Consider the following 21,559-nt stretch of genomic DNA (forward strand, 5'->3'; position numbering starts at 1 on the left):
GCACCCCGCACCCCGCACCCCGCACCCCGCACCAAGATCCGAGCAACTTCCCGGACGTTGCTGCCTCCGGCTCGCGCGAGGCAGCAACATCCCTGATGTTGCTCGGATCTTGCGCACCGGATCGCGCGACGCGCGGCCGGCTGCGGGCACCCCGGGCGGCACCTGACTTCTTTTCGACATCGGCTATTGACGTCGCCGTAACAGGTGGCCTAGCGTCCTGTCGAACCGCTTAGTCGAAGCGTTTCGACGGTGAATTGGGAGCGATCCCAACCCCCGGCCGGAGGAGGTAACGCGATGGCCACCATGCACGACGTCGCCCGCCTCGCGCAGGTCTCGGTCAGCACCGTCTCGTACGTGCTCACCGGCACCCGGCCGATCTCGCAGGCCACCCGCAACAAGGTGCTCGCGGCGATGGCCGAGCTCGACTACCAGCCCAACGCGATGGCCCGCGGTCTGGCCAGCCGGCGCAGCCGGATCCTCGGCCTGCTGATGCCGATGGACGAACGCGGGCTCGGCGCCACCGAAACGGCCTTCGTCACCGGTGCCGCCGCGGCGGCCAGCGCCGCCGGCTATCACCTGGTCCTCTCGCCGGTCGGCGGGGGTGACCCCGGCGAGCTGCGGCGACTGGCCAGCCAGCGGATGCTCGACGGCGTCGTGCTGATGGAGGTCCAGCTGGCCGACGAGCGGGTCACAGTGCTCCAGGAGGCCGGCGTGCCACTGGTGTTGATCGGCCGCACCGGTGACACCAGCACGCTCTCGTACGTCGACATCGACTTCGACCAGACCGTCCGGGATGCCGTCGCGCACCTGGTCGGTCTCGGGCACCGGCAGATCGTCTACGTCAACCACTCGGCCGCGACGCTGGCCAGCGGCTACGGGCCCGCGCTGCGTACCCGTGACGCCTTTGCCGCGGCCATGACCGGGCACGGCCTGGAGCCGGTCATGATCGCGGCCGAGGACAGCGCCGCCGGCGGGCGCGCGGCCCTGGCCGCCGCGTTCGCGCGGGCCCCGGAGCTGACCGCCGTGCTGGCCATGAACGAGACCGCGATCTTCGGCATCCTCGGTGAGCTGAGCGGCCGCGGGCTGTCGGTGCCCGACGACGTCTCCGTCGTCTCGATGGTCACCTCGCCGCAGGTCGCCGAGTTGGCCACCCCGGCGCTGACGGCGATGACCTCACCCGGCTCGGCGATCGGTCGGATCGCGATCGAGGCGCTGACGCGCCACCTGGATGACCCCGGCGACCACCGTCACCAGCAACTGCTGCCGTGCGCGTTGGAGATCCGGGGCTCGACCGCCGCACCACGAAGCCGCCAACCCATGGGGGCTGACCAGTAGGAACAGCCCGCCGCCGCGCTGCAACGCGACGACGGGCCCAGTGAAGTACCGGCTAGATACTCGACGAGGAGGATCGTAATGCAGCGATTCCGCCGGCTCGTCGCCGCGATCGCCATAGCGGCGACCGCGACGACCGCCATGGCCGCCTGCGGCGGTGACGACAACGGGGACGACAGCGACGCCAAGACCCTCAAGCTCTGGCACTACGAGAGCGAAAACAGCGCCATGGGGGTCGGCTGGAACCGGGCCATCGAGCTGTTCAAGGCCGAGCACCCGGGCGTCGAGGTGCGCTTCGAGCGCAAGGCGTTCGAGCAGATCCAGCAGAACGCGGGCATGATCATCAACTCGTCCGAAGGCCCGGACATCATGGAGTACAACAAGGGCAACGCGACCGCCGGCCTGCTCTCCTCGCAGGGCCTGCTCACCGATCTGAGCACCGAGGCCGACAAGCGCGGCTGGGCCGGCAAGCTCAGCCCCAGCCTGCAGACCACCGCCCGCTACAGCGACAGGGGCGTGATGGGGTCGGGCAAGTGGTTCGGCGTGCCGAACTACGGCGAGTACGTCACGGTCTACTACAACAAGGACCTGTTCCAGAGCAACGGCGTCAAGGTGCCGACCAGCATGGCCGAGATGACCGCCGCGATGGACACCTTCGTCGGCAAGGGCGTCACCCCGCTGGGCATGGCCGGCGCCGAATACCCGGCCGGGCAGCTCTTCTACCAGCTCGCCCTGTCCAAGGGCGACCGGCAGTTCGTCGACAACTACCAGCTCTACAAGAACCCGGTCGACTTCAAGGCCGACCCGCTCAAGTACGGCGCGGACACCTTCGCCGACTGGGTGCGCAAGGGCTACGTCGCGAAGAACTCGGCCAGCCTCAAGGCCGAGGACATGGGCACCGCCTTCATCGGCGGCAAGGTTCCGATGATCGTGTCGGGTAGCTGGTGGTACGGCCGGTTCAAGGCCGAGATGAAGGCCAACTGGGACACCTTCCTCTTCCCCGGCAACACCCTTCAGGCCGGCTCCTCCGGCAACCTCTGGGTGGTGCCGGAGAACAGCAAGGCCAAGAGCCTGGCGTACGACTTCATCGACATCACCCTGCGTCCGGAGATCCAGGACCTGATCGGCAACAACGGTGGTGTTCCCGTCGCCGCCGACACGTCGAAGATCACCGACCCGAAGGACCGCAAGCTGATCGAGGACTTCAACACGGTCAGCAAGTCCGACGGGCTCGCGTTCTACCCGGACTGGCCGGTCCCCGGCTACTACGACGTGCTGGTCTCCGGCTTCCAGGGCCTGATCAACGGCTCGAAGTCGCCCGACCAGGTCCTCGACACGATCGCCAAGCCGTACGCCGATGGCGTCAAGGAGATCACCGGCAAGTGACACGGCGAGCGGCGGGCGCGACCGGCACAACCGACGCGCCCGCCCGCCCCGCCGGGAAGGATCTTCCATGGCAGTCTCCGAGACCCTCGCCACCACCCAACCGGCGGCGGCCCCGACCCCACCGCCACCCGGCCGCAGACGCCGCGGCCGCAACGCGGCGTACTGGCTCTACCTGCTCCCCGGAGCGGTGCTCTTCCTCCTGGTCATCGGTGCACCGCTGGTCGGCACGCTCTACCTGTCGCTGACCAAGTGGTCCGGCATCGGCGACCCCCGCTGGGTCGGCCTGGACAACTACCAGCAACTGCTGCAGGACGACGTGTTCTGGGCGTCGTTCCGCAACACCGTCTGGATGATCGTCGCGATGGTGGTGGTGCCCACAGTGCTCGGGCTGCTGCTCGCCGCGGTGCTCTTCGACGTCATCGGCCGGCGGTTCAAGCCGCGCACCGCCGCCGCGCTGCGGGCCGCCTTCTACCTTCCGCAGGTGCTGCCCGTCGTTGTGGCCGGCATCGTCTGGGGCTGGATCCTCCGCCCCGACGGCGCGTTCAACAGCCTGCTCGACGCGGTGGGTCTCGGCGCGCTCCGCCACGACTGGCTCGGCGACCCGGGCACGGCCCTGCCGGCCGTGATGGCGGTGATGATCTGGGTGCAGATCGGCTACCCGGTGGTCGTCTTCATGGCGGCGCTTCAACGGGTCGACCCCGAGTTGTACGAGGCGGCCGAGGTCGACGGCGCGAACTGGCTGCACCGGTTCCGGGCGATCACCCTCCCGCAGATCCGGCCGGAAACCTTCGTGGTGGCCCTGACCTGCACCATCGCCGCGCTGAAGGTGTTCGGGCCGATCTTCGCCCTGACCCGGGGTGGTCCGGACAACGCCACCAACGTCCCGTCGTACTTCGCCTACTACACGTTCTTCAAGAAACTGCAGGTCGGCTACGGCTCCGCGATCTCCACGGTGCTGACGCTGATCATCGTTGTGGTGGCCGTGGTCTTCATCTGGATGCAGGCCCGCAGCGAGCGCCGGGACCGGGGGTTCTGAGATGGCCGTGACGATCACTGGAGCCCCCGCGCCGGTCCGCCGGCCCGTACCCGACCGCCACCACCGGGGCGTCAGCCGCTGGGTGGTGCTCGCCCTGGTCATCCTCGGCGCGCTGGTCATGCTGGTGCCGTTCGCGTTCATGCTGCTCAACGCGTTCAAGTCGCCCGGTGACTACTCGTCGGGCGGGCCGCTGAGCTGGCCGAGCGAGTTCTACACCAAGGGTCTGCGCACGTACTGGACCGAGGTGAACTTCCCGCTCAAGCTCTGGAACTCGGCGCTCATCGCCGGTTCGGTGGCGGTGCTCGGCGTCGCCGTGTCACTGCTCAACGCGTACGCCCTGGGCATCGGTCGGGTCCGCGGTCGGCTCTGGATCGTCGGGTTGTTCCTGCTGGCCAACATGCTGCCGCAGGAGGCCCTGATCTACCCGCTGTACTACGTGGCCAAGGAGGTCGGGCTCTACAACACCCGACTCGCGGTGATCATCATCTTCACCGTCATCCAGAGCGCGTTCGGCACCTACCTGCTCGCCTCGGTGATGGGCACGTTCCCGCGCTCACTGCTGGAGGCCGCCGCGCTGGACGGCGCCGGCAAGTGGACGGTGCTGTGGCGGGTGGTCTTCCCCAACCTGCGGCCCACCCTCGCGGTGCTGCTCATCTTCTTCTTCATCTGGACCTGGAACGAGTTCCTCATCCCGCTGGTCATGCTGATCGACAACCAGACGCAGACCATCCCGGTCGCCCTCGCGTCGTTGCAGGGCGACCGGCTGATGGACGCTCCGACCACCAACGCCGGCGCGCTGATCAGCCTCGTGCCGGCCATCCTCTTCTTCCTCATCTTCCAGCGCACCCTGGCGCGCGGCATCACGGCAGGAGCCGAGAAGTGAAGTTCACCGACGGGTACTGGCAGCTGCGCCCCGGCGTCAGCGTCCTGCGCCCCGGCGTCGTGGAGTCGGTCGAGCCGGACGAGCGTGGCTTCACCGTCTTCGCACCGACCGGCCAGATCAACGGACGCGGCGACACCCTCAACCGGCCCCTGGTCACCGTCCGGTTCTTCTCCCCCGCCCCCGGCGTCATCGGGGTGACCATCGCCCACCACACCGGCGGGCTGCCCCGCGAACCGCACTTCGGGCTGAGCACCGGCGACACGCACCCGGTCACCGTCGACGTCACCGGGATCAGCGCGACGCTGACCACCGGTGAGCTGACCGCGCGGGTCGCGCTCGTCGACGGGTGGCGGGTCGACTTCCTGCACGGCGACCGGCTGGTCACCGCGTCCACCGGACGCAGCATCGGCGTCGTCACCGACGCCGAGGGCCGCCGGCACGTCCACGAACGGCTCGCGCTGGGGGTCGGCGAGACGGTGTACGGGTTGGGCGAGCGCTTCGGTCCGTTCGTGAAGAACGGGCAGACCGTCGACATCTGGAACGCCGACGGTGGCACCGCCAGTGAGCAGGCGTACAAGAACGTGCCGTTCTATCTCAGCAGCGCCGGTTACGGCGTTTTCGTGGACCACCCGGAGCACGTGTCGTTCGAGGTCGGCTCCGAGGTCGTCACGCAGACCCAGTTCAGCGTCGAGGGGCAGTCGCTCACCTACTACGTCATCGACGGGCCCAACCCGAAGGACGTGCTGCGCCGCTACACCGCGCTCACCGGCCGGCCGGCCCGGATCCCCGCCTGGTCGTACGGGTTGTGGCTGTCCACGTCGTTCACCACGGCGTACGACGAGAAGACCGTCACCGAGTTCGTCGACGGGATGGCCGAGCGCGGGCTGCCGCTGTCGGTGTTCCACTTCGACTGCTTCTGGATGCGCCAGTTCCACTGGGTCGACTTCGTGTGGGACCCGGAGACCTTCCCCGACCCGGAGGGGATGCTGCGTCGGCTGCACGAGCGTGACCTGAAGGTGTGCGTCTGGATCAACCCGTACATCGCGCAGCGTTCGTACCTCTTCGAGGAGGGCCGCGAGGCCGGTTACCTGGTGCGCAACCCCGACGGTTCGGTCTGGCAGTGGGACAAGTGGCAGGCCGGCATGGCGCTTGTCGACTTCACCAACCCGGACGCGGTCCGCTGGTTCACCGGCAAGCTCAAGGCGCTGCTCGACATGGGCGTCGACTGTTTCAAGACCGACTTCGGTGAGCGCATCCCGACCGACGTGGTGTGGCACGACGGTTCGGATCCGCAGCGGATGCACAACTACTACTCGTACCTCTACAACAAGGCGGTCTTCGAGCTGCTGGAGGCCGAGCGGGGTAAGGGCGACGCGGTCCTGTTCGCCCGCTCGGCCACCACCGGCGGGCAGCAGTTCCCGGTGCACTGGGGCGGTGACTGCGAGTCGACGTTCGCCGCGATGGCCGAGTCGCTGCGCGGAGGGCTGTCCCTGGCCGCTTCCGGCTTCGGCTACTGGAGCCACGACATCGGCGGCTTCGAGGGCACTCCCGACCCGGTGGTGTTCAAGCGATGGGTCGCGTTCGGCCTGCTCTCCTCGCACTCCCGGTTGCACGGCTCAGGGTCGTACCGGGTGCCGTGGGCGTTCGACGACGAGGCGGTCGACGTGCTGCGACACTTCACCCAGCTCAAGCTCCGCCTGATGCCGTACCTGGCGGCCGCCGCCCAGGAGGCGCACCGCGACGGGACGCCGATGATGCGGCCGATGGTCGTGGAGTTCCCGGACGACCCCGCCACGACGCACCTGGACCGGCAGTACATGCTCGGCCCGGACGTGCTGGTCGCCCCGGTGTTCAGCGCCGACGGTGACGTCACCTACTACGTACCCGCCGGCACCTGGACACACCTGGTCAGCGGCGCGCAGGTCACCGGCCCGGCGTGGGTCACCGAGAAGCACGGGTTCGACAGCCTGCCGGTGCTGGCCCGGCCCGGCGCGGTCATCCCGTTCGGCTCCCGTGACGACCGACCGGACTACGAGTGGGCCGACGATGTGCGCCTGCGGCTGTACGCACCGGCCGAGGGGCAGCGGACCCGCGTACGGGTACCGTCACCCGGGGACGGGCCGGGCGCCGAGTTCGACGTGCGCTACGAGGACGGAACGGCCAGTGCCGCACTGGTCGCCGGCACCTCGACGGGCTACATCTGCGAGATCCAGGGGACTGAACGATGACGCGACACCACTTCCCGGAGAGCTTCGTCTGGGGTTCGGCGACGGCCGCGTACCAGATCGAGGGCGCGGCCACCGAGGACGGGCGAGGGCCGTCAATCTGGGACACCTACAGCCACACACCCGGTCGTACGCTCAATGGCGACACCGGCGACGTGGCCGCCGACCACTACCATCGGTGGGCCGACGACCTCGGGCACATCGCCGACCTGGGCCTCAGCGCGTACCGGTTCTCCATCTCCTGGCCACGGGTGCAGCCCGGCGGCTCGGGCCGGTTCAACCAGGCGGGCATCGACTTCTACTCGCGGCTGGTCGACGGGCTGCTGGAGCGGGGCGTCCGCCCGGTGGCGACGATGTACCACTGGGACCTGCCGCAGGAGCTGGAGGACGCCGGCGGCTGGGCGACGCGGGAGACCGCGCTGCGCTTCCAGGAGTACGCGGCGGGCATCGTCGGTGCGCTGGGCGACCGGGTGCACACCTGGACGACGCTCAACGAGCCCTGGTGCTCGGCCTACCTGGGCTACGCCTCCGGCGTGCACGCGCCGGGTCGGACCGAGCCGGCGGCGGCGCTGGCCGCGGTGCACCACCTCAACCTCGCGCACGGTCTGGCCGGCCGGGTGGTCCGGGAGCTGGCCCCGGCCGCCGAGCTGTCGGTGACGCTCAACCTGCACGTCATCCGGGGGGCGTCCGACTCCGACGAGGACTCCGACGCGGTACGGCGGATCGACGCGTTGGCCAACCGGGCGTTCCTCGGCCCGATGCTCGACGGCGCGTACCCAGCCGACCTGCTGGCCGACACCGCGTCGGTCACCGACTGGTCGTTCGTCCGCGAAGGCGACGAGAAGCTGATCGCGGTGCCGCTGGACGTGCTCGGGGTCAACTACTACTCCAGCACCCTGGTCCGGGCCTGGGACGGGGTGTCGCCCCGCTCCGACGCCGACGGGCACGGTGCGTCGACGTCGACGCCGTGGGTCGCCGCGGACAACGTCGACTTCCTGCCGCAGCCCGGCCCGTACACGGCGATGGGGTGGAACATCGACCCGCCGGCCCTGACCGAGCTGCTGCTGCGCCTGCACCAGGCGTACCCCAGCCAGCCCATGATGATCACCGAGAACGGCGCGGCGTTCGACGACGTGGTGGAGGCCGACGGGCGGATCCACGACGACCGGCGGATCGACTACCTGCGTCGGCACATCGGCGCGATGGCCGACGCCCGCGAACAGGGCGCCGACGTGCGCGGTTACTTCGTCTGGTCGTTGCTGGACAACTTCGAGTGGGGCTACGGCTACGACCGCCGCTTCGGCATCATCCGGGTCGACTACGACACCCAGGTCCGCACCTGGAAGGACAGCGCCCACTGGTACCAGCGCCTGGCCGCCACCGGAAAGCTGGACTCGGCGCAGGACTGAAGTACCCCGCCACGCCCGCACCGAGCTTGCGGCCATGTCCTGACGAGCGTGATGCCTGTGAGTCATCCTGATGACTCACAGGCATCATTCCGGGAAGCCCGACGCAACGCCTCCTGGACCGTCGGTTCAACCCGGAACCGTCGGGAACGCGCTTTCGCCGGTCACGGCCGGGGCAGGTCGGCGCAGAGCTTCCTCGGGAAGGCCGGCTCGGTGGTGCGGACACGTCCGCAGCCGGCCTCCGTCGAGTTGGCGATCGTTTCCCAACCGCCCTCGCCGGCCCACCGCAGAAAGTAGCGGCGCACGTTGACCGACGCGTCGCAGCCGGGCCGCGCCTCGGCACCGCAGGGCACCGGATCAAACGGCACCGTCATGACCAGCCAGGTGCCGTCGCAGCCCTCGACCGATCCGGTCGAGTGCCGGGACACGTCCATGCCGCGGACCACGACGCCGACCCACGCCTGGTCACAGGGGTCCTTCGGCATCGGACCACAACCGAACGTCGGGTCGCAGCGCTGGTACTCCGCACCGTCGGGTTTCCACGGCTCCCCGTTGAGCACGACGGTCCGGCCGGCAATCGGCCCTGGCGCTGTCAATGTCACCTCGCCCGGGGTGTGGGTGGGACAGGCCCCGACCACCCCGGACAGGCGCGAATCCTGCACCACGTTGGCGTAGATGCGGTTGTTCTCCTCGGTGAAGTAGGTGATTCGCGGATTCCGGGAGCAACCATCCGCGTCACCCAGCAGCGCCACGGTCAGCACGAGCGAGCGCGGATCCGCGCCGGCCCGGACGGCCGTGACATCAGTCTGGTAGGTGGTCCAACCGGTGTCTGCGGCCGGGCCGGCCTGCACGGGCGCGTCGCCCGGCCTGGCGCAGCCGACGAGCACGGCCAGACACAACAGGGCGGTGATGAGTCGACGCATCCAACGAGTATCGCCAGTGGACGACCCGGCACATCCGTACGGATACTCAGTCCGCCTCAGACCCCGACCCGCTGCGGCGGGACGGTCAGGCCGTACAGCTCCATCAGCTCGGGGGTGTCGGCCCGACTGCCGTCCGCCACCGAGTCGCAGGCGATGTCGACGATCTGGTCCTTGTGCGCCAGCAGGTACGGTCGGGCGCCCACGTCCGCGCTGGCGAGGGTGGCGATGCCGGGCCAGTGCCGACGGCCGAAGAGCATCGGGTAGCCGCGCAACCCGTCGTAGGTGGCGCAGACCAGCACGTCCGGGTACGGCAGCGCGGCCACCCGGCTGACCGCCGTGACGGTGAGACCCGGCATGTCGACCGGGACCACCACCACCGCCTCGATCCCCTCGTCGTCCATGGCGGCCAGGCCAGCCCGGATGGACGAGCCGACCCCGGTGCCCCACGCCTTGTTGATCACAACGGTGGCCTTGCCCAGGTCGGCGGTCTCCTGGACCTGTTCCGCGGCGGCGCCCAACACGACCACGATCTGCTCGCAGCCCGCCTCGGTCATCGTGTCGATCATCTGATTGACCAGGGGCTTGTCACCCTGGTGCAGCAGTGCCTCGGGACCACCGATCCGTCGTCCACCACCCGCCGCGATGATCATTCCTGCGATCCGGTTCAGCTGCGCCCCCTCCAGCACGGGACCGACCGTGACCGGCCCGTCCCTTCCTACGGACACTGCAACGAGGACGGCCAGCCGAGGGTGGCGGGGCGAAAAGGAGAAATAGCACAACCGTTACACGCCCGGCACCTGCCGGCACTGACACTCCGTCGGTCAGGCCGCGTCGGCGTAGCAGTCGACGATGGACAGGTCGAGCGGAAACCGCACCGGCGTCGCACCGAAGAGCAGCGCGGAGGCCCGCTCACCGGACCGGTTGACCGCTTCGGCGACCGCAGCCGCCTGATCAGCGGGAGCATGCACGACCACCTCGTCGTGCTGGAAGAAGACCAACTCGGCGTCGGTGCCGGACAACTCCGTCCGCAGCGTGGCCAGCAACGTGGAGGCCCACTCCGCGGCGGTGGCCTGGATGACGAAGTTGCGGGTGAAGCGACCTCGGGACCGGGCGGCACGGGCCCGGGGACCGCGCGGGTCGGCTGCCTCCTCCGGATCGGATGGGACGTCGTCGGGATCACCGAACCCGGCCGAACCCGGCGGGCACGTCCGCCCCAGCCACGAGCGCACCAGCCCGCCCGCCTCACCGGTGCGCGCCGCCGACTCCACATAGGCGAACGCCGTCGGGTAGCTGCGCTTCAACACTGCCAACGCGGGCACCGCCGCCCCGCCGGTCTGCCCGTACATCGCCCCGAGCAGGGCCACCTTGGCCTTGGCCCGGTCACCGCCGAACGAGTCACGCGCCAGCGCGGCATAGAGGTCGCCGGCCCCGCCCGCCGCTGCCAGTCGCGCGTCGCCGGACACCGCCGCGAGCACCCGAGGCTCCAACTGGCCGGCGTCGGCGACCACCAGCCGCCAGCCCGGATCGGCCACCACCGCCCGCCGGATCACCTTCGGGATCTGCAACGCGCCACCGCCCCGAGTGGCCCAACGGCCGGAGACGACCCCACCCGGCACGTACTCCGACTGGAACCGGCCGCCCTGCACCCACTGCTCGCGCCAGGCCCAGCCGTGAGCCGTCCAGATCCGGTAGAGCTCCTTGTATTCCAGCACCAGCGGCACCGCCGGGTGGTCCACCCCGCGCAACACCCAGGCCCGGGTGTTGGGCAGCTCCACGCCGACCCGGGCGAAGGCCTTCAGCAGCTCCGCCGGGGAGTCGGCGTGCAGGCGGCGTACGCCGAGCGCGCCGGCGATCTGAGCGGCCAGCTCGGCGAGCCGTCGCGGCGGACCACCGACCGGGGACGCCTCGCCGAGCAGCTCGTGCAGGATCTCGTCGTGCACATCGGCCCGCCAGGGCAGCCCGGCCATGCCCATCTCCACAGCGATCAGCGCGCCGGCGGACTCGGCGGCCACCAGCAACCGGAACCGGCCCGGGTGCTCAGTCGTCGCGATGCGGGCGAGCTGGTCGGCGTACACCTGGGTCAGTGCCTCGATGCCCGGGCCCGACGGGCCGGGCAGGGTGTCGAAGAGCGCGCCCTGGCCGTGCCCGGGCGGCGCGGCGGCGCGCGGCGGTGGGTCGGGCGGCACCGCCGCGCCGGTCAGCCGGGCCCAGGCCGCGGCCAACGAGCGCGGCTCGCCCCAGCGGCCCGCGTGCCCCAGCAGCAACGCCTCGGTCAGCTCCACGTCGTGACAGCGATCGACCCGGACGCCGGCGCGCAGCAGCGTCGGATAGACGGACGCGGCGCCGGACCACACCCAGCGCGGATGCTCGGCGGCCTCCCGCGCGGCGACCGCGGCGACCAGGTCGGTGACGGCGTCGGCCGAGCCGGCCGGCCGGCCGACGGCATCCAGCGGGCACAGCACTCCCCCACCCCGCTCGTCGGACACCACCGCCACCAGCACGAACGTGATTCTGCCTCCCCCGTCCGACAGAAACGGAGGCGCACCTCACCCGTTTCGGGACGGTGGGGTGTCGGGGGCCCTCGGTAGCGTGACCTGGTGCCTCCGCAGATCCCTCATCCCGATCCTGGCACTCCGGACACCCGCGGACCGATGCGATACCTGTGGTGGCTCACCCGCCGCCAACCCTGGCGGGTGCTGCGCGGCAGCCTGTTCGGCACGGCCTGGATGATGGGCCTCTCGGCTCGGCCCTACCTCATCGCCCGCGCCGTCGACGACGGGTTGCGCGCCCGCGACATGCGCGCCCTGGCGCTCTGGGTCGTGGCGATCGTCGTCGCGGGACTGGGCCTGTCCTACCTGGGCATCATGCGACACCGCACGATGACCTTCATCCGGGAGGACGCCAAGGCCCGCTCGGCGGAGGTCCTGCTGCGCCACCTGTCCCGGATCGGCGCAGTGCTGCCGCGCCGGGTCGCCGCGGGCGAGGTGTCCACCATCGGTGGCTCCGACATCGACTGGACGGCGCAGGTGCTGACGCTGACCGGGCCGGGCGTCGGGGCGGTCGTCGCGTACGGGGTCATCGCCGTGGTGCTCTGGTCGATCTCCCCGATGCTCGCGCTCTGCGTGCTGGTCGGAGTGCCGGTGGTCGGGCTGGTCGTCGGGCCCCTGCTGCGCCGCCTGGAGCGGGCCGAGTCGGTCTACCGCAAACAGCAGGGAGCCCTCACCGCCCGGTCCGGCGACATCGTGGCCGGCCTGCGGGTGCTCGCCGGGGTGGGCGGCCGGGACCTGTTCGCCCGACGGTACGCGGCCAGGTCCCAGGAGCTGCGCGCCGAGGGCTACCGGGTGGGCGCGGTCTACAGCTGGATCGACGCGGCGACCGTCGCCATCCCGGGGCTGTTCCTGGCGGCGGTGGTGTGGCTGACGGCGCGGATGGCGGTGACCGGTGACGTCACGATCGGCGAACTGGTTGCCGTCTACGGCTACGTGGCGACCCTGATCGTGCCGGTCTGGTTCCTGCTGGAGGGCAGTCACCAGCTGATCCGGGGACGGGTCGCCGCCCGACGGATCGCCGACCTGCTCAACGTGACCTCGGACGACGTCGGTGGTCCGGGTCGTCGGTGGTCGGGCTCGGTGCCCGACGCTCGCCGACCGGAAGCCCCGGCCGCGCCGGCCGGCCCGGCCGACCTGCACGACCCGCTGACCGGGCTGACCGTACGCGCGGGCTGGCTGACCGGCGTGGCCGCCGACGATCCGGCGGAGGGGCTGGCGCTGGCCGACCGGCTCGGCCGGTACGTCGCCAGTGACACCACCTGGGGCGGTGTGCCGCTGACCGGGGTCGCCCTGGACGAGGTCCGTTCCCGGATCATGGTCGCCGACCACGACTCGTACCTCTTCGCCGGGACACTGCGCGACATCCTGCGCCCCCTGGCCGACGACGACGACCACCGGATCGGCGCGGCCCTGCGGGCCGCCTCCGCAGAGGACGTCGTCGACGCGCTGCCCGCCGGTCTGGACACCCCGATCGACGCCCGGGCCCGGACGCTCTCCGGTGGCCAGCGCCAACGGGTACGCCTGGCCCGGGCGCTCCTCGCCGAGCCGGAGGTGCTCATCCTCGTCGACCCGACCTCGGCGGTGGACGCCCACACCGAGGCGCGCATCGCCGAACGGCTGCGCGCAGCACGGGCCGGGCGGACGACAGTGGTGATCGCCACGTCGCCGCTGCTGCTGGGCCGGACCGACCTGGTCGCACACCTGAGCGGCGGCCGGATCACCGCCACCGGCAGCCACACCGACCTGCTCGACTCGGACGCCGGCTACCGGCACCTGGTGGCCCGTGGCAGCGACGATCCCGACATCGAGGCCGCCGACACCGAGGAGGCGTACCGGTGAACCGGCTGCCGGTGGCCGACCGCCGCACCGTACGCCAGGCGTTGCGGGACATGATCGGCCGGCACCGCCGCGCGGTAGGGATCGTGCTGGCGCTGCACAGCGCCGCCGCGGTCGCCGGGCTCGCCCCGCCGTGGCTGCTGGGCACCATCGTCGACCGGGTCACCGCGGGCGCGGGAGTGGCCACTGTGGACCGGCTGGCGCTGGCCATCGCCGGTTGCGTCCTGGTCAGCGCGTTGCTCTCCCGATACGCCCAGTACGCCGGTCACCGCTTCGGTGAACGGGCCGTCGCCGAGCTGCGCGAGGAGTTCGTCTCCCGCACTCTCGGGCTGCCGGTCTCGGTCGTCGAGCGCGCCGGCTCCGGGGACCTGGCCACCCGCAGCTCGGTCGACGTGGCGACGGTCGGCACCACCGTCCGGGACGTGGTGCCCACCATCGTCATCGCCGGGGTGCAGTTGACGTTGCTGTTCGGGGCGGTCTTCCTGCTGCATCCACTGCTCGGGCTGGCAGCGCTGGCCGGGCTACCGTCGATCGTGACGGTGACCCGCTGGTACCTGCGCCGGGCCAGCTCCGCGTACCTCACCGAGGGCGCCGCCGCAGCCGAGCTGACCGAGACTCTGACCACCACCGCCGAGGGTGCCCGCACCGTGGAGGCACTGCGACTGACCGACGACCGGATCCGGCACGGCACCGGTCGCATCACCCAGGTGTGGCGGGCCCGGCGGGCGACCCTCGCGCTGCGCACGGTGTTCTTCTCGATCGTCGAGGCCAGCTATCCGCTGCCGGTCGCCCTGGTCCTGCTCGTCGGCGGTTACCTGTTCTCCAGGGACATGGTCACGCTCGGCGCGGTGGTCGCCGCCGCGCTCTACCTGCAACAGGCGATCGAACCGTTGGACCGGCTGTTGCAGTGGACTGAGCAGGCGCAGCGCGGTTTCGCGTCGTACGCCCGGGTCCTCGGCGTCGGCATGGTCCCGGCGGAACCGACGGGCCGGACGGCCACGTCGCGGGGAGAGCGGCTCGTCGTACGCGGGGCGCGGTTCTCCTACTCCGGCGGGCCGGACGTGCTGCACGGCATCGACCTGGAGGTGCAGCCCGGTGAGCGGCTGGCCGTCGTCGGTCCGTCGGGCGCCGGCAAGTCCACCCTGGCCCGGCTGCTGGCCGGGATCGACGCGCCACGGCAGGGCGTCGTGAGCATCGGTGGCTGCCCGATCACCGACCTCGACCCCGCCGAGCGGCGCCGCCGCATCGCCCTGGTCACCCAGGAGCACCACGTCTTCATCGGCTCGGTGCGGGACAACCTCTCGTTCGCCGCCCCGGACGCGTCGGACGAGCAGATGCGGGCCGCGCTGGTCACCGTGGGCGCGGACTGGTACGACGACCTGCCGGCGGGGTTGGACACCGCGATCGGCGACGGCGCCCGGCAGCTCGGCGCCGCGGAGGCCCAGCAGCTCGCGCTGGCCCGGTTGGTGCTCGCCGATCCGCACACGCTGATCCTGGACGAGGCGACCGCCGCGCTCGATCCGAGCACCGCCCGTCGGACCGAGCGGGCGTTGGCCGCCGTGCTGGCCGGACGGACCGTCATCGCGATCGCGCACCGGCTCAACACCGCGCACGACGCTGACCGGGTGGCCGTGCTGGCCGATGGCCGGATCACCGAGATCGGCAGCCACGATGATCTCGTGGCTGCCGACGGGGCGTACGCGGACCTGTGGCGCTCCTGGCACACGCAGGCCGACGAGCGACTGCGGTGACCGGCTACTTCACCGCGCCGGAGGTGAGGCCGGCCTGGATCTGGCGTTGGAAGACCGCGTACACGATGATCATCGGAAGGATGGCGATGGTCAGCGCGGCGAACAACCCGGACCAGTCCGCCTCGTAGCCGGCGTTGACCGAGATGTCGGCGATGCCCTGGGTGAGCACCCACTTGTCCTTGGCGTTGGAGAGCAGCACCAGCGGAAGTTGATACTGCGCCCACTGACCGATGATGTTGAAGATCGCGACACTGATCAGACCGGGCTTCGCCATCGGCATCATGACCTGGAAGAACAGTCGGCTGTGCCCACAACCGTCGATCATGCCCGCCTCGGCCACCGACGACGGCAGCGTCTTGAAGAACGCGGCCAGGAAGAACACCGTGAACGGCAACGAGTACGCGGTGTAGACCAGCACCACACCGGTGTGGGTGTCCAGCAGGCCCAGGTTCTTCACCACGAAGAAGAGCGGCACCAGGGCCAGGAAGACCGGGAACGCCAACCCGGAGACGAAGAGGTAGTAGACCGCCCGGTTGCCCCAGAACTTGTAGCGAGCCAGCACGTACGCGGCCATCGAGCCGAGCAGCATGGTGAGGAACGTGCTGCACGAGACCACGATGACGCTGTTCAGGAAGTACCGGCCGACGTTCGCCTTGGTCCAGGCCCGCCCGAAGTTCTCCCAGCGCAGCTCGGCCGGGAGCGTCCACGGGCTGCTGAAGATCTCGCTCGTGTTCTTGAACGCGGCGAGGAAGGTCCAGAGGATCGGCACGATCACGATCACCGCCCAGACGGCGAGCGCGATGTGCCCCAGGCCGGCGAAGAGCCGTACCTCCGAGCGGGGGCCCTTACGCCCCGGCCCGGCGGGGTCGGACGGATCACCGGTCTTCGGCGGTAGCGCCGCCGGGGTCGGCGGCAGCGTCGACTGCGGATTCATCAGTACTCCACGCTTTCCCGCTTGGTGAGCCGCAGCGTCAGCGCCGCGAACGTGAGGGTGAGGAAGAACAGCGCCACGCCCATCGCCGAGGCGTAGCCGTACTTCGAGTAGACGAACGCGTTGCGGTAGATCTCCATCGCCAGCACGGTGGTGGCGCCGTCCGGACCACCGCCGTCCACCGACAGCACAGCCACGATGGCGAACGCGTCGAACGCCGCGATGCCGAGGTACACCCAGGCCACCTGGAGGGTGTCCCACAGCAGCGGCAGGGTGACCCGGAAGAACAGGGTCACCTTGGTCGCCCCGTCCATCTCCGCGGCCTCGTAGATCTCACCCGGGATGGAGGCCATCCCGGCCGAGAAGAGCACCACGTAGAAGCCGACGGCCTGCCAGACGAGGACCGCGATGATCGACCAGAGGGCCAGGTTCGGCTTGACCAGGAAGAGGACCGGCTCCAGGCCGAACTCCATCAGCACGCCGTTGATCAGGCCGGACTCGTTCGGTCGGTACACCATCTGGAACAGCACCGCGATGATGGCCACCGCGAGGACCTGGGGGAAGAAGAACACCACCCGGTAGAACTTCGCCCCCCAGACCCCCTGGCGTTGCCCGCCGCTGCTCTTGCCGCCCACGTTCAGCAGGAAGGCGAAGAACAGGGCGATGGCAACGGTGATCAGCGGCAGGGCAAGCAGCAGTACGCCGTGGTGCTGGACCGCCTTCCAGAAGGCCCCGTCGTCAAGCAGCCTCCGGTAGTTGTCGAACCCCACCCACTGCGGGGCGGACAGCCCTCGCCAGTTGGTCATCGAGATCTGGAACGCCTGCGCGTATGGCCAGATCACGAATGTCACGTACAGCGCGACCGGGGCGAACAGGAACCCGATCACGAATGGATACTTGCCGTGCCGCATGACCCTAGCTCCGATCGATCAGCGCTTGAACTTGGCTACGGAGCTGTCCTTCTTGATCGCGTCGGCGCGCTTCTGGATTCGCTCCACGAAGGCGTCCGCGTTGATCCGGCCGAACATCAGCTCGTTGGTGGCGGTCCGCGCCTCCGTGTCGAGCTCCTTGTACCAGCCGTCGAAGTACAGGTTGAACACGTCCTGGCCGGCCGCCTTGAGCGCGGCCTGCGAGCTGGCCACACCGGGCGGGAAGGCGAAGCCCTCCGAGCCGGCGGTGACCACGGTCGGGGCCTTGACCACCTCGGTGAAGCCCTTGGCGCCCGCCTTGGACAGCATCTGGCGCATGTACTCCAGGCCGCCCTTGGGGTTCTTGCTCTTCGCCGAGACGAAGTAGCCCTCACCCGCGGTGGCGCGCAGCGCCGTGGCCGGCATCTTGTCCGACGCGGTCAGGCTCGGCACCGGCATGAGCTGGTAGTCGAAGCCGGGCGGGGTGTCCTTCTTCTGCTCGCCCTCCAGCCAGTCACCGCTGGGGTAGAGGGCCACCTTGTACTGGTTCTGCCGCAGCTGCACGTCGGTGTGCTTGAGCCCCTCGAAGCTCTTGTCGCTGAACTTCGCGCCGACCTCGGCCCACGCCGTGGCCGCCTGCTTGATCGCGTCCTGCTTCCAGGCGCCATCCTCCAGGTTGTCGATGTTCTTGAGAACGTCGACGCCACCGATCTTGGCGGCCTGGGTGAGGATCACGTTCCACTGGTAGTAGGCCGCGTTCGCCCCGGCGTAGCCGTACGGGGTAATGCCCTTGGCCTTGATGGCGGTGAGCAGGGTGATGAAGTCGTCCCACGTCTTCGCCGGCGCCCAGCCGTTGTCCTTGAACAGCTTGGCCGAGTACCAGATGCCGAAGACGGTGGAGACGTAGTACAGGACGTACGGCTTGCCGTTGAACGAGCCCGCCTCGATGGTGCCCGGCACCACGGTGTCGCGGACCTTCTTGGATGCGTCGTCGACCGACGGGGCGTCCCACAGCTCGGTGAGGTCCTGGAGCTGACCGTCGGCGACCAGCGCGCCGAAGTCCATCAGCTTCTCGCCCGAGTTGTTCACGAACTCCGGCGGGTTGCCGGAGGCGAACCGCGGCTGGAGCACGGTGGAGACGGCCTGGGTGGCCTGGTGCTTGACCTCCGCCTTGGGGAACGCCTTCTTGTACAGCGGCTCGTGCACGTCGGTGGCGTACTTCTCGCCGTAGCCGCCGTTGAAGATGATCACCTCGATCGGCGCGTCCTCCTTGACGCCCAGCGGGTTGGCGGCGCTCTTGGTGCCGCCGGCGGCCTGCTCGTTGTCGTTGTCGCTGCCGCTGGTGGCGCAGGCGCCAAGCAGGCCGATGGCCGGAGTGGCGAGCATGCCCACGGCGGCGGCGCGACGCAGAACCGTGCGACGGTCGAGTGCGGCCGGGTGTTCGGGGGTAAACGACATCGTCGTGTCTCCTTGTGAAATTCGGGTCATGCCGTGCGCCGGAGGCGCCCGGCGTACCGCGACTCGAGGGCGAGGTTGTGCTCGTCCCCGCCGGGGACGTTGGCGGAGAGGTAGATAGGGGGTACCTCCCCTGCCTGGTGGAACCGTCGTACGACCTCCGCGGTCAGCAGCTGCGCCAGCAGCGCCGTGGTGACCGAGGAGACCGCACAGACCGCGCCGCCGCCCTCGAGCGGCAGCAGTGCATCGCCGTACGGCGCGCCGTTGTCCAGCACGACGTCGGCGAGGTCGGCGAGCCGATGCCCGGACGGGTGCCGTGGGGCGACCCGCGCGGTGTGCTCGACCGAGGTGACCGCGATCAACGGGTGACCGCGCTCGGTGACCAGCGCCGCCAGCTCGACCACCGAGCCGTTGATGCCGGACTGGGACGCCACCACGAACACGTCGCGCGGCTGTGGCGCCGCGAGCGCGTAGATCTGGTGGGCGATGGAGGGGTCGCGTTCCAGTTTGGGGTCGGCGAGCACGTCGCGCGGGGCGTCGCCGTGCATCACCAGGTCCCGTACCGAGAGCCGGTTGGTGGGGACCAGCCCACCGGCCCGGGCCACCAGCTCGGCGGCGAACGCCTCGGAGTGCCCCGCGCCGAACGCCTGGAGCACCCCGCCGCCGCGCAGGCTCTCGGCGATCAGATCGGCGGCCCGGGTGATTCCGTCAGCCTCCGAGTCGAGCAGCCGGTCGAGCACGGGGCGGACGGCGTCGGCGTACCCCTGGGCGCTGATCATGAGACGGATCCCTTCGCCGACTTGTGCCCGTCGACGGCCTGCGCGGTGCGCCGGAAGGCCGCGTGCGCGCGGTCGTGCGTGCGTTGGGCGACGGCGATGTAGAGCAGGTCGAGCACCACGAGCTGGGGGTGCCGCGCGGAGAGCGCATCCGGTCGGAAGGTGGTCGCCTGGCTGGCCGTGAGCAGCACGATGTCGGCCAGCTCGGCCAACGGGGAACGGGGGAAGCCGGTGAGCGCGACGGTGGTGGCACCCCGGCTGCCCGCCTCGGCGAGCATCTCGATCGTCTCGCGGGTCTGCCCGGTGTGCGAGATGCCCAGTGCCACGTCCCCGGCGCGCAGCAGTGCGGCGCTGGCCAACCCCTCGTGCACGTCGTTCCACGCCCACGCGGCAACCCCGATGCGGTGCAGGCTGAACTGCATCTCCTCACCGACCAGGGCGCTACCGCTGGCGCCGAAGATGTTCACCCGGTTGGCGCCGGCGATCGCCACCGCGGCCCGCTCGACCTCGGCGAGATCGAGAAGGGTGGCCGTGTCGTGCATGGCCCGGGTGTCGGCGGCCATGATCTGGTCGAGCACCCGGGCGAGCGGGTCGCCCGGCTGGATCTCGCGTCCGATGTCGATGGTCCAGCCGGCGGAGCGTGCCCGGCCGGTCTCGGAGGCGATGCCCAGCCGCAGGTCGGCGTATCCCTCGAAGCCCATCACCCGGCAGAAGCGGGTGATGGTCGCGGGTGAGGTGCCGCTCCGCTCGGCCAGCTCGACGATTGTCGAGCGGGCGGCGGCCTCCGGGTCGCTCAGCACGTGCTCGGCGACGCGGCGCAGGGCGCCGGTCAGTTCGGCGAGCCCGTTGCGGACCCGGGCCAGCACCCCGTCGGAGGTCGATCCGAGGGCGTTGCGCCGGTCGATCGCATCGGCGTCGACCACCGCGGTCCCCGCAGCGGTGTCCACCTCTTGATCAACCATCGACGCCTCGCATTTTCGAAGGACTGTTAACTGTTAGTGGTAAAATTTCTTACTAAACGACTGTCTATGTCAAGACCGTGGGCGAAGTTTTCAAACTGTTACCTGGCGCACAGGCCGCCGCGCCCGCCAGGATTTGCCCTCCACGACTGCGCCGACCAGCATGAACAGTCCCGATCGCCGTTCAGAGCAAGGAGACCCGTGCCGAAGCTCGACACCGCCGTGGTCGGTCTCGACATCGGCGGTACGTCCACCCGGGCGACCGTCCTGACCCTCACCGGGCAACACCTCGGCACCGGTCGCGCCGGCGGCGGCAACCCCACCAGTCACGGCGCGGAACGTGCCGCCGTCGAGCTGCTGACCGCGCTCCGCGAGGCGCTCAGCGACGTCGACCCGGCGCGGGTCATCGCCGGCACCATCGGCCTGGCCGGCGCCGGTCGACTGCTCGCCGACCCGGCCGGACGGGCCGCCTTCGACCAGGCCTGGCAGGACGCGGGCCTGCGCTGCCCGTACGCGGTGCACGGCGACGCCCTGGTCGCGTACGCCTCCGGCACCGCCGCCCCGGACGGCACCGTGCTCATCGCCGGCACCGGTGCGATCACCGCGCAGGTCCACGACCTGCGGCTGGACCGGATCGCCGACGGCCACGGCTGGCTCCTCGGCGACGCGGGCTCGGGCTTCTGGCTCGGTCGCGAAGCGGTCCGCCGGCTGCTCGCCGACCTGGATGCCGGGCGTACACCCGGCACGCTGGCCACAGCGGTGCTCACCGAGCTGGTGGGCAGCGCCGAGATCGCCCCCCGCCCACGGGCCACCGTGGACGCCACGATCCAGGCCGTGACCCGACGAGCCCCCGTCGAGCTGGCCCGGCTCGCGCCGCTGGTCGTCGACGCCGCCACCCACGGCGAGCCGGTCGCCACCGCGCTGATCACCGAGGCCGCCGCCCACCTGGCCGAGAGCGTGGGCCGCATCCGCGCGGCCGGCGCGGTGACACCGGTCGTCCTCGGCGGCGGGCTGCTCACCGCCGGCACCCCGCTCGCCGCCGCCGTCCGGGTGGAGATCGCCCGCCAGTGGCCGGACGCGCCGCTACGCACCGCCGGTGACGGCGCCGCAGCCGCAGCCTGGCTCGCCGCCCGCGACCTCCCCGAGGTCACCGACCCGGCCGCCCTGCACGCCCGCCTCTTCCCCGCCCCCTGACCACCCCCC

General features: G+C 70.6%; 17 protein-coding genes. 9 read left to right on the forward strand and 8 right to left on the reverse strand.

Going from position 1 to position 21,559, the window contains the following annotated elements; genetic code table 11:
• The first annotated feature begins 294 nt into the window (after positions 1–294).
• From KBX46_RS31925 to KBX46_RS31950, 6 genes are all read left to right on the forward strand, one after another.
• Positions 295–1,335 (forward strand): LacI family DNA-binding transcriptional regulator, encoded by a 1,041-nt coding sequence (locus KBX46_RS31925; protein WP_210795792.1) that lies wholly within the window; start codon positions 295–297, stop codon positions 1,333–1,335.
• Between the two features lie 78 nt (positions 1,336–1,413).
• Positions 1,414–2,718 carry an ABC transporter substrate-binding protein gene (locus KBX46_RS31930; protein WP_210795794.1) on the forward strand — a complete coding sequence of 435 codons (1,305 nt, stop codon included), beginning with the start codon at positions 1,414–1,416 and terminating at the stop codon, positions 2,716–2,718.
• A gap of 67 nt (positions 2,719–2,785) precedes the next feature.
• Positions 2,786–3,754: a carbohydrate ABC transporter permease gene (locus KBX46_RS31935; RefSeq protein ID WP_210795796.1), complete on the forward strand. Its 969-nt coding sequence runs from the start codon at positions 2,786–2,788 to the stop codon at positions 3,752–3,754.
• Position 3,755: 1 nt separating this feature from the next.
• Positions 3,756–4,637, forward strand: coding sequence for a carbohydrate ABC transporter permease (locus KBX46_RS31940; RefSeq protein ID WP_088949141.1), 882 nt, complete (start codon positions 3,756–3,758; stop codon positions 4,635–4,637).
• On the forward strand, positions 4,634–6,865 hold the full coding sequence (gene yicI, locus KBX46_RS31945) for an alpha-xylosidase (RefSeq protein ID WP_210795799.1): 2,232 nt from the start codon (positions 4,634–4,636) through the stop codon (positions 6,863–6,865). The genes KBX46_RS31940 and yicI overlap by 4 nt, the downstream gene beginning before the upstream one ends.
• Positions 6,862–8,271: a GH1 family beta-glucosidase gene (locus KBX46_RS31950; protein ID WP_088949143.1), complete on the forward strand. Its 1,410-nt coding sequence runs from the start codon at positions 6,862–6,864 to the stop codon at positions 8,269–8,271. The genes yicI and KBX46_RS31950 overlap by 4 nt, the downstream gene beginning before the upstream one ends.
• A gap of 161 nt (positions 8,272–8,432) precedes the next feature.
• On the opposite strand, the gene KBX46_RS31955 is transcribed toward KBX46_RS31950, so the two are convergent.
• The 3 genes from KBX46_RS31955 to KBX46_RS31965 all read right to left on the reverse strand — a co-directional run bounded on the left by KBX46_RS31955 (position 8,433) and on the right by KBX46_RS31965 (position 11,692).
• Positions 8,433–9,191 (reverse strand): hypothetical protein, encoded by a 759-nt coding sequence (locus KBX46_RS31955; protein WP_210795801.1) that lies wholly within the window; start codon positions 9,189–9,191, stop codon positions 8,433–8,435.
• A gap of 56 nt (positions 9,192–9,247) precedes the next feature.
• The gene (locus KBX46_RS31960) at positions 9,248–9,841 is read right to left on the reverse strand and encodes an NTP transferase domain-containing protein (RefSeq protein WP_088951889.1); all 594 of its coding nucleotides are present in this window, start codon (positions 9,839–9,841) and stop codon (positions 9,248–9,250) included.
• A gap of 171 nt (positions 9,842–10,012) precedes the next feature.
• The gene (locus KBX46_RS31965) at positions 10,013–11,692 is read right to left on the reverse strand and encodes a bifunctional 3'-5' exonuclease/DNA polymerase (protein ID WP_374225047.1); all 1,680 of its coding nucleotides are present in this window, start codon (positions 11,690–11,692) and stop codon (positions 10,013–10,015) included.
• A 150-nt stretch (positions 11,693–11,842) separates the two neighbouring features.
• Here KBX46_RS31965 and KBX46_RS31970 point away from each other — a divergent pair, with 150 nt between their 5' ends.
• Together KBX46_RS31970 and KBX46_RS31975 are read left to right on the forward strand one after the other, a co-directional pair.
• A complete protein-coding gene (locus tag KBX46_RS31970; protein WP_247668539.1) occupies positions 11,843–13,579 on the forward strand; it encodes an ABC transporter ATP-binding protein in 1,737 nt (578 codons plus the stop codon).
• 50 nt (positions 13,580–13,629) lie between these two features.
• On the forward strand, positions 13,630–15,327 hold the full coding sequence (locus tag KBX46_RS31975; RefSeq protein WP_231927487.1) for an ABC transporter ATP-binding protein: 1,698 nt from the start codon (positions 13,630–13,632) through the stop codon (positions 15,325–15,327).
• Positions 15,328–15,331: 4 nt separating this feature from the next.
• On the opposite strand, the gene KBX46_RS31980 is transcribed toward KBX46_RS31975, so the two are convergent.
• From KBX46_RS31980 to KBX46_RS32000, 5 genes are read right to left on the reverse strand one after another with little or no spacing between them, the layout of a single operon-like run.
• Positions 15,332–16,261 (reverse strand): carbohydrate ABC transporter permease, encoded by a 930-nt coding sequence (locus tag KBX46_RS31980; protein WP_088949148.1) that lies wholly within the window; start codon positions 16,259–16,261, stop codon positions 15,332–15,334.
• Positions 16,261–17,169, reverse strand: coding sequence for a carbohydrate ABC transporter permease (locus KBX46_RS31985; protein WP_088949149.1), 909 nt, complete (start codon positions 17,167–17,169; stop codon positions 16,261–16,263). The genes KBX46_RS31980 and KBX46_RS31985 overlap by 1 nt, the downstream gene beginning before the upstream one ends.
• An 18-nt stretch (positions 17,170–17,187) precedes the next feature.
• Complete coding sequence (ngcE, locus tag KBX46_RS31990) at positions 17,188–18,624, reverse strand: N-acetylglucosamine/diacetylchitobiose ABC transporter substrate-binding protein (RefSeq protein ID WP_210795803.1); 1,437 nt, start codon at positions 18,622–18,624, stop codon at positions 17,188–17,190.
• Between the two features lie 26 nt (positions 18,625–18,650).
• Positions 18,651–19,400 carry a sugar isomerase domain-containing protein gene (locus KBX46_RS31995; RefSeq protein ID WP_099855637.1) on the reverse strand — a complete coding sequence of 250 codons (750 nt, stop codon included), beginning with the start codon at positions 19,398–19,400 and terminating at the stop codon, positions 18,651–18,653.
• Positions 19,397–20,359 carry a MurR/RpiR family transcriptional regulator gene (locus KBX46_RS32000; RefSeq protein ID WP_088949152.1) on the reverse strand — a complete coding sequence of 321 codons (963 nt, stop codon included), beginning with the start codon at positions 20,357–20,359 and terminating at the stop codon, positions 19,397–19,399. The genes KBX46_RS31995 and KBX46_RS32000 overlap by 4 nt, the downstream gene beginning before the upstream one ends.
• A gap of 198 nt (positions 20,360–20,557) precedes the next feature.
• On the opposite strand from KBX46_RS32000, the gene KBX46_RS32005 reads away from it, so the two are divergent.
• The gene (locus KBX46_RS32005) at positions 20,558–21,550 is read left to right on the forward strand and encodes a BadF/BadG/BcrA/BcrD ATPase family protein (protein ID WP_308159759.1); all 993 of its coding nucleotides are present in this window, start codon (positions 20,558–20,560) and stop codon (positions 21,548–21,550) included.
• Positions 21,551–21,559 lie beyond the last annotated feature (9 nt).

The sequence above is a fragment of the Micromonospora sp. C81 genome, from assembly GCF_018070425.1.
Lineage (GTDB): Bacteria > Actinomycetota > Actinomycetes > Mycobacteriales > Micromonosporaceae > Micromonospora > Micromonospora zamorensis.

Excerpts from the sequence above, each read along its gene's own strand:
- KBX46_RS31925 (WP_210795792.1), top strand. The coding sequence starts at position 295 with ATGGCCACCATGCACGACGTCGCCCGCCTCGCGCAGGTCTCGGTCAGC.
- KBX46_RS31930 (WP_210795794.1), top strand. The coding sequence starts at position 1,414 with ATGCAGCGATTCCGCCGGCTCGTCGCCGCGATCGCCATAGCGGCGACC.
- KBX46_RS31935 (WP_210795796.1), top strand. The coding sequence starts at position 2,786 with ATGGCAGTCTCCGAGACCCTCGCCACCACCCAACCGGCGGCGGCCCCG.
- KBX46_RS31940 (WP_088949141.1), top strand. The coding sequence starts at position 3,756 with ATGGCCGTGACGATCACTGGAGCCCCCGCGCCGGTCCGCCGGCCCGTA.
- KBX46_RS31950 (WP_088949143.1), top strand. The coding sequence starts at position 6,862 with ATGACGCGACACCACTTCCCGGAGAGCTTCGTCTGGGGTTCGGCGACG.
- KBX46_RS31955 (WP_210795801.1), bottom strand. The coding sequence starts at position 9,191 with ATGCGTCGACTCATCACCGCCCTGTTGTGTCTGGCCGTGCTCGTCGGC.
- KBX46_RS31960 (WP_088951889.1), bottom strand. The coding sequence starts at position 9,841 with ATGATCATCGCGGCGGGTGGTGGACGACGGATCGGTGGTCCCGAGGCA.
- KBX46_RS31970 (WP_247668539.1), top strand. The coding sequence starts at position 11,843 with ATGCGATACCTGTGGTGGCTCACCCGCCGCCAACCCTGGCGGGTGCTG.
- KBX46_RS31975 (WP_231927487.1), top strand. The coding sequence starts at position 13,630 with ATGATCGGCCGGCACCGCCGCGCGGTAGGGATCGTGCTGGCGCTGCAC.
- KBX46_RS31980 (WP_088949148.1), bottom strand. The coding sequence starts at position 16,261 with ATGAATCCGCAGTCGACGCTGCCGCCGACCCCGGCGGCGCTACCGCCG.
- KBX46_RS31985 (WP_088949149.1), bottom strand. The coding sequence starts at position 17,169 with ATGCGGCACGGCAAGTATCCATTCGTGATCGGGTTCCTGTTCGCCCCG.
- ngcE (WP_210795803.1), bottom strand. The coding sequence starts at position 18,624 with ATGTCGTTTACCCCCGAACACCCGGCCGCACTCGACCGTCGCACGGTT.
- KBX46_RS31995 (WP_099855637.1), bottom strand. The coding sequence starts at position 19,400 with ATGATCAGCGCCCAGGGGTACGCCGACGCCGTCCGCCCCGTGCTCGAC.
- KBX46_RS32000 (WP_088949152.1), bottom strand. The coding sequence starts at position 20,359 with ATGGTTGATCAAGAGGTGGACACCGCTGCGGGGACCGCGGTGGTCGAC.